Raw genomic sequence first — 13,863 nt, forward strand, 5'->3', positions numbered from 1 at the left:
TTTGAAGTTTTAAACTTAAACTGTAATCCTTCTGTGTACGTTTAATGTACGTGGATGTTAATGTTTCTGCCATAACGATTCTTTTTTGTGTATCGCTATTTCAGGACGAGACAAATTATAAAATAAAAAAGAGAGTCATTGCTGACTCTCTTTTTTGTTTATCTCATTCAAAAGAAAATTTCTTCCCGATTATGATTCTTTTTTTTCTTCCATTTCCACTTCATGTCGAAGCTGAGCTTTGTAAAGCGTGGCATAATATCCGTTCTTATCCAGAAGTTCAAGATGCTTTCCTTCTTCTACGATTTTACCATGCTCCATCACAATAATCTTGTCTGCTTTCTCAATGGTGGAAAGTCTGTGGGCAATAATAATGGAGGTCCTGTTTTTCGTAATTTTCTCTGTAGCTCTCTGAATCAGCTTTTCACTTTCATGATCAATGGAAGAGGTAGCTTCATCCAGAATTAAAATTTTCGGATCTGATAAATAAGCTCTCAGGAAAGACAGTAACTGTCTCTGACCTAAAGAAATTGAAGAACCTCTCTCACTCACTACATAATCGTATCCGCCAGGAAGCTGTTCAATAAACTGATCTACCTCAATTTCTCTCGCTCCCGCTTTTATTTTTTCCAGTGTGATACTATCATCCCCGAAGGCAAGGTTTTCAAAAATACTTCCGTGGAAAAGGAATACATCCTGCAGCACCACGCCGATATGACTTCTAAGATTATAAAGCTCGTAATCTTTTAAATCCACATCATCAATGAGGATATTTCCGGAATTGATATCATAGAGTCTTGTAATCAGACTGATAATGGTAGACTTTCCGGCACCTGTTGCCCCAACGATGGCTACCGTTTCTCCCGGATTTACTTTAAAGTCAATTCCTTTCAGTACTTCCTGCTTTTCATCATAAGCAAAGTGTACTTTCCGGAATTCAATTTTTCCTGCAAAATGATCTTTCTTCACGGTTCCGTTATTCGGCATCGAGTTTTCTTCATCCATTAATCCCAGCACTCTTTCTGCTCCTACAATTCCTCGCTGGATATTGTTAAAACGGTCAGCAATCTGTCTCAAAGGACGGATCAGCATTGAAATATACTGGATAAATGCAATCACGACTCCGGCACTGATGGTAATATATCCTCCATAGAAAAGAATAAATCCTATGAATAATGAAGAAATAAGTTCCACCACAGGGAAGAACAGTGAGAAAATAAATACGGTTCTCAGCAATGCTCCTTTCAGGGTAATATTGATATCATCAAATTTCTTAAACTCAGATTCCTGTCTGTTGAATACCTGAATAATAGACATTCCTGCCAGTCTTTCCTGAACAAAAGAGTTTTGATTGGCTGTCCAGTTTCTCTCATCCCCGAAAGCTTTTTTCAGCCTTTTCTGGAAGAATCTTGTAATGACTACCATCAAAGGTAAGATGGCCAGTGTAATATAACTGAGGTGAACATTGGTACTGAACATCATCACCAATACAAACAGAATTCTCAGGATATCTCCAAATACCATCAGGAAACCATCTGTATATACGGTCGCAATGGTTTCCACATCTCCTACAGCCCGCGTTACCAGCTGTCCGATGGGTGTTTTATCAAAAAATGAAGTTTTGAAATAGATCAGTTTAGCATATAATCGCTCTCTGATATCCCTGATCACATTCTGTGAGATAAAATTTGAAAAATAAACCAGGAAAAAGTTTAATATCGTTTCAGCAAACACCAATCCCACAAGGATGTAGATGTGTTTCATCATCAAAGCTTTATCATGCAGCTTTGTAATGTCATTATCCACCACCTGCATGGTAAGATAAGGCCTGTAGGTGGAAACGATGGAAAGGAATATGGAAATGATAAGGGTAAGGATGAACCAAGAACGAAATTTCATTCCGATAAAGAACAGCCTCTTTATAATTCCCCAGGTATCTTGTTTTTTCATTGTACGAATCGAAAGAAAGAATTAAAATAAAATTCTATGCAAAAATAAGACATTATAACCGGACTGCCTTTACAACTTTTGCAAATCGTCATAGAAAATATCAGATACTTACCATTTACAATATGAATAGATTAAGTATTCTTTTGTATCCAGCCTAAAACATATTCTGCTACTTCTTCCCAATTTTTCTCTCCACAGATGAAATGACTTCTCCCTGCAAACTCTTTAAAATCTACAATGCTTCCCGGATCTTTGTAAGCCCCTGCTATTTTCTTTGAAAATGCTGCCGGGAAAATATGATCATTAGAGCCTGCAATGAACAGCAGCGGTTGATGGGGTTTCTTTAAATCTAATTTTGCAGAAGCTTTAAACAAAGGATCTTTTGCCAATTTTCTGCTTTCAGGAACTGCTACTGTCTCGTAAAGCCTGTCACTTTCTTTCTTTGAATAATTATTGAAAAAAGCTTTGTGATACCATTCTTTTTTTCCCATATATGGACTGTTTCCTTTGAAGAAATTCACTACAGGCCAAACAATTTTAATGGTAGAAAAAGGAGCCATGATATTTTTCGGAGGAGCACCGTCAATACTTATACCAGCTACTGCTTTTCCCATGTCAATCAGCTTCTGAACCATAAGTCCTCCAAAAGAATGTCCGATAACAATAGGCTTTTCGGGAAGACTGTCAATCAGTTTCACAAGATTGTCCACGGTATCGTCAAAACCGACATGTCTTAATTCTCCGGGAATATTATTTTTTAAGTATACGGGATCCCCTCCATGTCCCGGATTTGAGGGTGTATGTACAGTATATCCCTGCGCTTCAAAATAAGTTTTCCATTCTTTCCAGCTTGTATTATTCACAAATAACCCATGAATGAATACGATCGTTTTTGTTTTCATAATTTTCACTTTTTTGTTTTGTTAAATTGATGAAACAAATTTCTGCAGATAAAATGACGAAAACTTTAACCCAGGTTAAAATCGTACTATTTGCCTGAAATTTTTTTTCTTATCCTGCTCAGAGAAGGCCCCTGAATCCCTAGATAAGAAGAAATATGATACAGCGGAACATTACTGAAAATATCCGGATGCTCTTTCATCAGATCCAGATAACGTTCTTCCGGAGACTTTAATAAAAATCCTTCTACCCTTGTCATGGTAACGTTAAATGCTGCCTGTGCCAGAAGTCTCCCAAATTTTTCCCATTGATGCGACTGCTGGTAAAGAGAAATAAGATCTGCATGCCGGATAAAAATAATAGATGCATTCGTAAGGGCCTGTGTAAAATAATCACATGGGATCTGATTGAGAAAACTTTTAAAAGAAACTACAAAACCATTGGCCGAATAAAGAAAAACATTCTTTTCTTCACCCGTATCTCCATTGATGACATAAGAACGAAAAACTCCATCGACAATAAATCCTAAATAAGAACAGACGTTTCCCTGAAGATTATAAAATTCTCCTTTTTTATATTCTTTTGGAAACCAAAAATTTTCAGACAGTCTGAAATCTTCTTCTGAAAGTCCCGCAAAATGATATAATGCGAAGGCTAATTTATCAATTTCAGTCATGGCTATTTTTTTAGTATTTCTTACAGTATTTAAAAATAATCTTAATTTCCGATACTAAAAAAAGAAATCTTACTGATCAATAGTCTTCCCAATCTCCTCGATTTCGATGGTCTTTGCCGGTCTTTCTTTTATAAATTTATTTTCAAGGAATTTATAAACTCCCCAAACCGCAACAATAGAGATTAACCAGCCAACGATATTCACTGCTGAAAATCCTGTATAATTGACATTTTCTGCGGATTCAGGATCTGTTAATCCCATATACATACCATAACCGAAGCCTAACAAAAGCTGGGTCCCCAGATAAATACCGATAGCCAGAACACCATACTGCCACTTTGTTTTTCCAAACCTTTCTGCTAATTGTGCATAATACCGGTAAGCGCCGATAAGAATAAAAATTGATAACATGATTATTATTTTGTTTTTTAAGTTTTTATTTAAAATTCATATCCCACGTCTACAAGATACAGCCCGTGTCCCGGAGCTGAAGTTCCCGCAGCGTTACGGTTTTTGTCTTCAATCACTTTACGGAGATCTTCAGGCTTCAGTTTTCCGGTTCCTATTTCTACCATCGTTCCGACAATCGCGCGAACCATATTTCTTAAAAAACGATTGGCAGAAACCGTGAACTTCAGCTCTGAACCGTTCTGCTCCCATACTGCTTTGTAGATTTTACAGATATTGGTTTTGTTGTCGGTTTTTAATTTGGCAAAACTGGTGAAATCTTCATATTCAAAAAGAATTTTACAGGCTTCATTCATGGCATTAATATCCAGTGATCTTTTCCAGTGCTGCCATGCAGATTCCTGAGTGAAGGGATTTTTTTCCAGGGAAATATAATATTCGTAGGTTCTGTACGTCGCATCAAAACGGGCATGAAAATCGTCTTTTACCGGAAAAATTCTTTTAATGGAAATATCGGGCGGAAGAAAACTGTTCAGCCTTCTTGTAAGCTGATCATCCAACTCTTTTTCCGTATCAAAATGGGCAAATATTTTTTTGGCATGAACGCCTGTATCGGTTCTTCCTGCTCCTGTTGTTTTAATCTCTTCGCGCAAAATGGTAGACAGCGCTTTTTCCAGTTCTTCCTGTACAGAAATAGCATCCGGCTGTATCTGGTAGCCGAAATAATTCTTTCCGTTGTAAGAAAATTCAATAAAGTATCTCAATGTATTGTAATAACTCCACAAAAATACTTTAATTTAACGAAATATTTGTTGAAAAGTCTTCGAGAATATTACATCAATGCTTATGAAAATTCCTATTTTTGCAATCGTATGAAAAGATGGTACCTTTATCCTTTTTCCCTTGGTTATCATTTGGTAACGGGTATCCGGAACACAATGTATGATCTGGGAGTTTTTAAGTCGACGAAATTCAAAACACCGATAATCAATGTCGGGAATCTTTCTGTGGGCGGAAGCGGAAAGTCACCAATGGTGATGTATCTTGCTCAGTTCCTGTCCAAACATTACAGAACCGGAGTGCTTTCACGGGGTTACGGAAGGCTTACAAAAGGCTATGAAGTAACCAATTACGACAGCAACTACAAAATGGTGGGTGATGAAGCGATGCAGCTTTTTGAGCGTTTTAAAAACCGTTTTGTCATTGCTGTTTCCGAAGAACGTGTTCCCGGTGCCAAAAAGGTGATCGATGATATGGACCTTGAAGTTCTTGTACTGGATGATGCCATGCAGCACAGAGCCATCAAAGCCGGATTCAATATTCTGATGACCGATTTCAGTGATCCTTTTTTCAAGGATTATCTTCTTCCTGCGGGGGATCTGAGAGAATCAAGAGCCGGATATAAAAGGGCTGACATCATCATGGTCAGCAAATGTCCTGATGAACTGACAGAGGAAACAAAAAGGTATTATATTTCAAGAATACGACCTTCTTACGGACAGAAAGTATTTTTTTCATCCATCGGTTATGACGAAAATGTCTACGGAAAAGACAAAATGCTTCCGGATAACAACCTGAATTATTATGATATTTTGCTGATCACCGGAATTGCGAACCCTAAACCGCTTCTGGAACATCTGGCAAAATTCTCAAAAAGGGTAAAACATTTAAAATTCAGAGATCATCATAATTTCACGGATGATGATATTAAAAAAATCCTTGCCGAGTATAAAAAATTAGGAGAATATAAACTGATATTAACCACAGAAAAAGACTATGTGCGTCTGAAAACTTTTGACTATCTTAGAGAAATTGTTTACTACTGGCCTATCAATGTACTGATTGATAAGAAAGAAGAATTCAATCAAATCATCTTAGATTATGTTAGAAAAAATTAAAGAAACTGCAGATTTCATTAAAAATATCATTCAGGGAACCCCTGATTTTGCAGTGGTTTTAGGATCCGGACTGGGAAAATTACAGAATGAAGTAGAACAGATCCATGTTTTAGAGTACAAAGATATTCCTCATTTTCCGCAAACTACAGTGGCCGGACATACCGGAAAACTGATTTACGGAATTCTGGAAGGAAAAAAAGTACTGATGATGAGCGGACGTTTCCATTATTATGAAGGACATTCGATGGAAACCGTAACATTCCCGGTGAGAGTTTTCAATCTGCTGGGTATTCAAAATCTTATTCTTTCCAATGCCTGCGGTGGTGTAAACCCGGCTTACAATGTTGCAGACATCGTTATTCTGAAAGATCATATCAACATGATGCCCGAGCATCCTTTACGAGGAAAAAATATAGATGAGCTCGGACCTCGTTTTGTAGATATGAGCGAACCTTATAACAAAAAAATGATTGCCACAGCGGAACAGGCAGCTGCAGATCATCATATTAAAATTCATCAGGGAGTTTATGTGGCACTACAAGGACCAACCTTTGAAACCCCGGCCGAATATGGCATGATTAAAGCTATTGGTGGGGATATGGTAGGAATGAGCACCGTTCCCGAAGTTATAGTTGCCAGACATATGGGAATGGATGTTTTCTGTATTTCCGTGATCACAGACCTTGGCGGACCGGATGTCGCTTTTGCCGTTTCCCACGAAGAAGTTTTAAATGCAGCCAACAAAGCTATGCCCAATGTAATTGCCGTTGTCAAAGGCCTGATTAAAAACTATCAGTAAAAATAACCTAATACTGCAACTGAAGACGTAATATTCCCATCCTCTGGAGGGGTAGCAAAAACTCAAAGAATTTTTGACGGGGGTGGTTTTCACACTCTCACTCTCCTATTCCATAGAATCCATCAATATTATAAATTTTTCCTAATTCACCGGAAATCAGTTTCAGATTCCAATTCATTGTTTAGATTTGTACCCATGAAATTGTACGAAATGAAAAAGCTGATATTAATTTTTATGATGGGTATTTTTGGGATAAGTTATTCACAAAAAGCACCTGCTGTCCTTAAAACAGGATTTTCAAAAGAAGCTTTACAGCAGAAGCTGGAAGATGAAGAAGGGAAAACCGTTACCATACAACAGATTCTGGATCAGCATAAAGGGAAAGTTTTGGTCATTGATTTTTGGGCAGGATGGTGCAGAGACTGCTTAAATGCGCTGCCAAAAGCGAAGGAATTAGAAGAACATAATAAGAATATTGATTTTGTATTCCTGTCATTAGACCGTTCAAAAGAAGGGTTTGAAAAAAGTATGGAAAGATTTGATATGAAAGACAAAGAAAATTATTGGTTTTCCACAGGCTGGAAAAATGATTTCAATAATTATGTAGACCTTAACTGGATCCCGAGATATATGGTGATTGATCAGAAGTCTTCCATTGCAAAATATTATGCAATATCTCCTGAAGATCCTGAACTTCAACAAACCATCGACAAACTTTTACAATAGTTATCCTTAACTTTAACAACATAAAAACTCATTGGAAATTTTAATTTTCAATGAGTTTTAAAATTTTATTTATATAACACCATGATCACAAGAGAAGCCACAGAAAAGGATTTAGAAATCCTTTTAAAATTTGAACAGGGAGTTGTTACTGCCGAAAGACCTTTCAACAGTACATTGATTGAAGGAGAGATTCATTATTATGATTTGAAACATTTAATACAATCTCCGCAAGCAACCGTAATTGTTGCTGAAGAGGATAATGAAATTATTGCTTCAGGATATGCCCTGATCAAAAAAGCAGAGAAAGATTATTATCAGTTTAAAGAATATGCTTATCTGGGCTTTATGTACGTAAAACCTGAGCACAGGGGAAAAGGAATCAATAAAGTGATTACCGATGAACTCATTTCCTGGTCAAAATCAAGGGGAATGACTGAGGTAAGGCTGGACGTATATGCTCAGAATGAATCTGCCATAAAAGCGTATGAAAAAGCAGGATTTGAACCTCATCTTCTCACCATGAGACTGAAGAAGTAAATGCAGGAAGCTGGAAGATTGAAGCTGGAAGTAGTCTATGCACTAAGAATAGCCTGTGATTTTTTTTAATTAATTTTCAATAAACAGGTCATCAATTTCTATATCGTCCTTATTAACTTCCAGCCTCCCGCTTCACACTTCCATCATATAAAAAATTTACCGTCAATAAAGGAATCCATATCTTTGTATATGGATTTTTCTTTGCCTCTTCGTAAAATTATTCATGTGGATATGGATGCATTCTATGCTTCTGTGGAGCAACATGATAATCCCACACTGAAAGGCAAGCCCATCGCCGTAGGAGGACAACACCGTGGTGTAGTGGCAGCAGCAAGCTATGAAGCCAGAAAATTTGGTGTCCGATCTGCCATGCCCAGTAAAACAGCCAAAGAAAAATGTCCGCAGCTTATTTTTGTTCCTCCCCGCTTTGCCCGATACAAAGAAATCTCGAAAAAGATCCGGGAAATTTTCTATGAATATACGGATCTGGTAGAACCTCTGTCTCTGGATGAAGCTTATCTGGATGTCACCGAAAATAAAAAAGGAATGGAATCTGCCAACCTCATCGCCAAAGAAATCCGCCAGAAAATTTTTGAACAGACCGGATTAACAGCTTCTGCAGGAATTTCAGTGAATAAGTTTCTGGCTAAAGTTGCTTCTGACATCAATAAACCTAATGGCCAGAAAACCATTCATCCTGATAAAATGGAACAATTCCTGGAAGAATTGCCCGTAGAAAAATTTTATGGGGTTGGAAAGGTTACGGCTAACAAAATGTTTAGTTTAGGAATTTATAAAGGAAAAGATTTAAAAAAGAGATCACTAGAAGATCTGATAAGGCTTTTTGGAAAATCCGGCCAGCATTATTATAATGTGGTTCGCGGAATTCATACATCCGAAGTGAAGCCTCACCGGATTCAGAAAAGCGTAGCCGTGGAAAGAACTTTTTTTGAAGATCTTCTTGACGAGCAGCAGATCAATGAAAAGCTGGAAAGCCTGGCTGAAGAAATTCATCAGAGATTACAGAAAAATAATATTCTCGGAAGAACTTTAACATTAAAAATAAAATATAAAGATTTCTCTCTTTTTACAAGAAGCATTACGAAAGAGGATTATTTCTCTTCGCCGGAACAGTACTACAACACCGGAAAAAAACTATGGGAACTCCGGCCGTTTGATAAAGCTGTCCGGCTGCTCGGATTGTCTCTTTCCCAACTGAATACGGAAGAAAAGAAACAGGTTTCCGTTCAACTAAAAATCCCGTTTGAGGAATTTGAAAATGAATAGATCATATTTTTTTACTATCTTGTATCAATCAAATCAGCAAATTTATGAACCCAACCATGATTCAGTTTTTTCACTGGTATTCTGAAGGAGACGGAAAGTTGTGGAAAGAAGCCGAAAAACAGGCAAAATATCTGGCAAAACTTGGAATTACTTCTGTATGGTTCCCTCCAGCCTATAAAGGAACAAATGGCGGTTACTCGATTGGTTATGATGCCTATGATCTGTATGATCTCGGAGAATTTGACCAGAAGGGAACTATTCCTACCAAATACGGCACTAAAAACGATTATATAAAAGCTATCAAAGCCTTAAAGAAACAAAATATACAAGTCATTGTAGATATTGTTCTGGGACATAAAGCCGGAGGTGATGAGCTTGAAAAATTTAAAGTCGTAAAAGTAGATGAGGAAAACAGGGAAAAAGTGATTTCCGATGTCATCGAAATAGAATCTTATACTAAATTTACCTTTCCCGGAAGAGGAAAAAAATATTCTGATTTTGAATGGAACTTCACCTGCTTCAGCGGTGTAGATTATGCCGAGGGTATGGACTCTCATATCTTTAAAATCCAATCCGAATATGGAAATGACTGGGAGGAAATGATTGATGATGAAAAAGGAAATTATGATTACCTGATGTATAATGACATCGAACACCGGAATCCTTTTGTACGGGAAGAACTCAACCATTGGGCAAAGTGGTATTTTGACCAGACAGATTTTGACGGCGTGAGACTGGATGCTTTAAAGCACATTTCATTTGATTTCTATAAAGAATGGCTCACTCTGCTCCGCTCCAATTCCGGGAAAAACATTTTTGCTGTAGGCGAATACTGGGCTCCGGGATATCTTCATTTACTTCAAAAGTATATTGAAGTGACGGAAGGCTGCATGAGTCTTTTCGACAGTTCTTTGCAAAATAACTTTCATACAGCTTCCAGAGAAGGTGATTCTTATGATCTCCGAAGAATTTTTGATGAAACCCTTACCCAGGCAGATCCCCTACATTCGGTAAGTTTGGTAGCCAATCATGATACACAGCCTTTACAGGATCTTGAAGCTCCTGTAGAGCCATGGTTCAAGCCACTTGCCTATGCTCTTATTTTATTGAGAAAAGACGGTTATCCATGTGTTTTCTATCCTGATCTTTATGGTGCTCATTATACGGATAAGGACAGAGAGGGCAACGATCAGGAAATATTCATGCCTAAAATTGATGGAATTGAAGAATTATTAAAAGCCAGAAAAGAACACGCCTATGGTGAGCAGCATGATTATTTTGAGGATGCCAACTGTCTTGGATGGGTTCGTACAGGAGATGAAAAACATAGTGGATGTGCAGTCGTTTTAAGTAATAAAGATGCCTACAATAAGCCTATGGAAGTAGGAAAACTTTATGCCGGAAAAAAGTTTAAAGACCTGCTGAAAAGATTCGAAGAAAAAGTAATTATTGATGAAAACGGATGGGGAAATTTCCCTGTTCCCGCAGGAAATGTGAGTGTTTGGATTCCTGAATGAAATTAATTTAACCAGAAACCCCTTGTCAAGGTTTGGAACCTTGACAAGGGTCTTTAAGATTTAGCAGTAAATATATCTGCAATTCCAAACATCTATAGCCCATTCACAACAATACCCTTCTTCGTTGGAAGTACAGCATACTCTGTCTCTGTTGATATCTCCGGCTTTTAAACTCTTTAATTCCTGACGGTTCAGTTTTCTTACTTTGAAGTCTCTGTTTGTTTTCATAATTATTATTTTTTATGGTTTAGATAATAAATATACATTAAAAATTATAATTATGAATAAACATTTAATACTAACTACCTGATTTAGTATATACAATTTTCATTATTAAAGATAAATATTGAGAATATGATGAGCCACCCCGTCAAAAATTTTTCGAATTTTTGCCACCCCTCCAAAGGATGGGAATGTTTACATCTTCAGTTGGATTTCGGTTAAGATTAGAGATTTCCTAAAGTTGGATTTATTATTACATCTTTCGCAGTTCCAGGATTTCCGGTCTTTCTGAGGTGTCAGCTATTTTTCCGGTTCTGGCAAATTCTGCCCAAAGTGCCCGTAATTTTACACCATTTTCATGAATACGGCTCCAGGGAATATCTTTCAGCAGTTCGGAAGATTTCCAGGCTGCCTCGTTACCAAAAATCAATGGGAGATCTATACAATGTGGTGCTCCAATGTGATTATCTTTCAATTTTGAATAAATCCTGAAGAGATAGACATTTCCACCGGCTTCAGCCAGGTTCCTCGCAAACTGTCTTGCCGGATTTCCGTAGATAAGCGCAGTCGTTTTTTCAACTGTTTTATCCATGAGTTTTAAACCCAATCCTTTTCCGAAGTATTTATTCAAGGCCTCTGAAGTTTTAAGATAAAAAGCAGTTTCATCATTATTTAAGCCAATCAGAACATCATATTTCTGAGCGTTTTTTTTCCACATTTTCACAGATTCGTCTTCTTTACACAAAGGAAAATGTCCGTATTGAGTACCAAAAGGCATTGCTGCTTTCAAACCATATTTTATTACAGAGGGTACCAATACTTTATATTCGTCCATCATTTTTAAAACATCGGTTTCATCTTTCAATATTTCTGTTTTTTTCAGAAATTCTGCCGACATTTTTTGTCTTTTATGGCGTAATCCCAGGGGAGCACTCTGAATAATCACACGCTGGAATAAGCCCTCCACACCTTCTGATATCATTAAATGGGCAATAGCATCGCCTCCTGAAGACTGTCCGAGAAGGGTAATATTATTTTCATCGCCTCCCAGATCAGCTATATTGTTTTTGATCCACTTTAGTGCTTCGATGATATCCAACAGTCCTAAATTGGCAGGTCTTTTTTCATCTCCCCCTAAAAATCCAAATAATCCCAGACGATATGAAACACTCACAACGATAATATGCTGTTCTTTTACCCATTCGGCGGGATCGGCTGTAGCCAGATCTCCACAGCCTATTTCATGAGAGCCTCCATGGATCCAGACCACCACAGGAAGTTTTTCATTTTTAGAAATTGTTTCAGGCCGGGTTATGGAAAGGTATTGGGTAGATTCATCTGCTCCAAAACTTTCAACAGGTGTCGCTCCGATCATTTTTTCTACAAGCGGACTTAAAGCCTGCGGGCACACCGGAGTTTTTTCCGGAGAAATAATGATTGAAGATAGAGAGGTTTCTACAGCGACTGGTTTTTTAAATCTTTCAGAATGGGCATAACGGATACTTCTGGCTCTGATAATTCCATTTTCTTTTAAGGCTAAAATTTTTCCGAAACGAGTCTCGAAAATAGTGGTATTCTGCTGATTGGGTGTCATCTTTACAAATGTGAAAACTTTTCTCTTTAAATTTAATTATTTAAACGCAAATATCACAAATGCAGGCACAAATATTCACAAACCATCATTGTGTTATTTGTGAAAAAAATTAGTGTTATTCGTGTTGAAAAAATCTAAACACAAATTCCACAAATGCAGGCACAAATATTCACAAACAATTATTGTGTTATTCGTGAAAAAATTAGTGTTATTAGTGTTAAAAGACTAGTTCAGGATTTTATATTCGCTGGGAGAAATCCCTACTTTGGTTTTAAAAAGTCTTGTAAAATGCTGTGGATATTTAAATCCTAAATCATAAGAAATTTCACTTATTGTTTTTGTCTGATCCAGAATCTGTTCTTTGGCTATATCAATCAGTTTATTGTGGATAAACTCCTGAGCTGAAATTCCCAGTTCTTTTTTGATCAGATCTCCGAAATAATTGGCAGATAAATTCAGCTTTTCTGCAAAATAATTGACCATTGGAAAACCTATATTTTTGGGATTTTCAGATTTTAAATAATCATCCACCAGATTTTCAAATTTCCCGATGACTCCCTGGTTGATGTGATCTCTTGTAATAAACTGGCGGTCATAAAAACGCATGCAGTAGTTCAGAAAGAGTTCAATATTATTAACAATTAAAGATTTACTATGCTTATCAATAGCTTGTTCCAGCTCCAGTTTAATATTTTTAAAGCAATCCAGCACTACTTCCCTTTCTTTTTCTGAGAGATGAAGCGCTTCATGCACATCATAAGAGAAGAAGGAATAGTCTTTCATATTCTTCCCTAAGTTGGTTCCTTTAATTAAATCCGGATGAAAAATAAGGGCAAAACCTGCGGGCTGGATAAATCTGTCATTATTATAAATTCCATACGTCTGTCCGGGAGCAATAAAAACTAAAGTTCCTTCCTGATAATCGTAGCTGTGTTTCCCATACTGCATATCTCCGCACATTACATCTTTCAGAAAAACGGTATAAAACCCGAATTTTCTTTGGTGCTGGCAGATAGGATCAGATTTGGAAAAATCAATAATACTCACCAGCGGATGCAGGGTTTCATGATTGGCCATTTTATTGTATTCCGAAACACTGTTGTAAATTTCAACCTTCTGATTTTCCATGAAGTACATTTTTATTACTATTCAAAATTACCACTTTCATTTGTAACTGAAATGGTGCCAGTAAAATTGGTAAGTAATTCGGTAATCTGTATAAGTTTTGTTTACAGGAAAGTTTCGACTTTTGTATCGTTATAGAAAGTTTTAATACGGACATTCCTCAAAAAGGGAAAAGCTTTTCCGGATTAGTTCTCTTAAGGAACAGCATAGGTTCATATTGAATATCA

The 13,863-nt window shown here is 37.0% G+C and carries 14 protein-coding genes; 6 read left to right on the forward strand and 8 right to left on the reverse strand.

Going from position 1 to position 13,863, the window contains the following annotated elements:
• Positions 1–189: 189 nt before the first annotated feature.
• The 5 genes from FFS26_RS12580 to truA form a co-directional block, all read right to left on the reverse strand.
• Positions 190–1,947: an ABC transporter ATP-binding protein gene (locus tag FFS26_RS12580; RefSeq protein WP_110008191.1), complete on the reverse strand. Its 1,758-nt coding sequence runs from the start codon at positions 1,945–1,947 to the stop codon at positions 190–192.
• A gap of 131 nt (positions 1,948–2,078) precedes the next feature.
• Positions 2,079–2,849 carry an alpha/beta hydrolase gene (locus FFS26_RS12585; RefSeq protein WP_110008192.1) on the reverse strand — a complete coding sequence of 257 codons (771 nt, stop codon included), beginning with the start codon at positions 2,847–2,849 and terminating at the stop codon, positions 2,079–2,081.
• Positions 2,850–2,935: 86 nt separating this feature from the next.
• Complete coding sequence (locus FFS26_RS12590) at positions 2,936–3,523, reverse strand: Crp/Fnr family transcriptional regulator (RefSeq protein WP_137905177.1); 588 nt, start codon at positions 3,521–3,523, stop codon at positions 2,936–2,938.
• A 69-nt stretch (positions 3,524–3,592) separates the two neighbouring features.
• Entirely contained in the window at positions 3,593–3,934 is a 342-nt protein-coding gene (locus FFS26_RS12595) for a hypothetical protein (protein ID WP_110008194.1), read from the reverse strand.
• Positions 3,935–3,963: 29 nt separating this feature from the next.
• A complete protein-coding gene (gene truA, locus FFS26_RS12600; protein ID WP_110008195.1) occupies positions 3,964–4,695 on the reverse strand; it encodes a tRNA pseudouridine(38-40) synthase TruA in 732 nt (243 codons plus the stop codon).
• 108 nt (positions 4,696–4,803) lie between these two features.
• Between truA and lpxK the strand changes: the two genes are divergently transcribed.
• From lpxK to FFS26_RS12630, 6 genes are all read left to right on the forward strand, one after another.
• A complete protein-coding gene (lpxK, locus tag FFS26_RS12605; protein WP_110008196.1) occupies positions 4,804–5,829 on the forward strand; it encodes a tetraacyldisaccharide 4'-kinase in 1,026 nt (341 codons plus the stop codon).
• Positions 5,813–6,628 carry a purine-nucleoside phosphorylase gene (locus tag FFS26_RS12610; protein ID WP_137905178.1) on the forward strand — a complete coding sequence of 272 codons (816 nt, stop codon included), beginning with the start codon at positions 5,813–5,815 and terminating at the stop codon, positions 6,626–6,628. Before lpxK ends, FFS26_RS12610 begins: the two co-directional genes overlap by 17 nt.
• A gap of 210 nt (positions 6,629–6,838) precedes the next feature.
• Positions 6,839–7,354, forward strand: a complete 516-nt coding sequence (locus FFS26_RS12615) for a TlpA family protein disulfide reductase (RefSeq protein WP_110008320.1) — start codon at positions 6,839–6,841, stop codon at positions 7,352–7,354.
• Positions 7,355–7,435: 81 nt separating this feature from the next.
• Positions 7,436–7,891 carry a GNAT family N-acetyltransferase gene (locus tag FFS26_RS12620; protein ID WP_137905179.1) on the forward strand — a complete coding sequence of 152 codons (456 nt, stop codon included), beginning with the start codon at positions 7,436–7,438 and terminating at the stop codon, positions 7,889–7,891.
• Positions 7,892–8,080: 189 nt separating this feature from the next.
• A complete protein-coding gene (gene dinB, locus FFS26_RS12625; RefSeq protein ID WP_110008199.1) occupies positions 8,081–9,178 on the forward strand; it encodes a DNA polymerase IV in 1,098 nt (365 codons plus the stop codon).
• A gap of 44 nt (positions 9,179–9,222) precedes the next feature.
• Complete coding sequence (locus FFS26_RS12630; protein WP_110008200.1) at positions 9,223–10,695, forward strand: alpha-amylase; 1,473 nt, start codon at positions 9,223–9,225, stop codon at positions 10,693–10,695.
• 60 nt (positions 10,696–10,755) lie between these two features.
• Here the strand turns inward: FFS26_RS12630 and FFS26_RS22525 are convergent, their stop codons facing one another.
• From FFS26_RS22525 to FFS26_RS12640, 3 genes are all read right to left on the reverse strand, one after another.
• The gene (locus FFS26_RS22525) at positions 10,756–10,923 is read right to left on the reverse strand and encodes a hypothetical protein (RefSeq protein WP_171006304.1); all 168 of its coding nucleotides are present in this window, start codon (positions 10,921–10,923) and stop codon (positions 10,756–10,758) included.
• 247 nt (positions 10,924–11,170) lie between these two features.
• Complete coding sequence (locus tag FFS26_RS12635; protein ID WP_171006305.1) at positions 11,171–12,511, reverse strand: carboxylesterase family protein; 1,341 nt, start codon at positions 12,509–12,511, stop codon at positions 11,171–11,173.
• Positions 12,512–12,736: 225 nt separating this feature from the next.
• Positions 12,737–13,639, reverse strand: coding sequence for a helix-turn-helix domain-containing protein (locus FFS26_RS12640; RefSeq protein ID WP_137905180.1), 903 nt, complete (start codon positions 13,637–13,639; stop codon positions 12,737–12,739).
• Between the last annotated feature and the right edge of the window lie 224 nt (positions 13,640–13,863).

Source organism: Chryseobacterium sp. 2VB (genome assembly GCF_005503635.1).
In the GTDB taxonomy this organism is placed as follows: domain Bacteria; phylum Bacteroidota; class Bacteroidia; order Flavobacteriales; family Weeksellaceae; genus Chryseobacterium; species Chryseobacterium cupriresistens.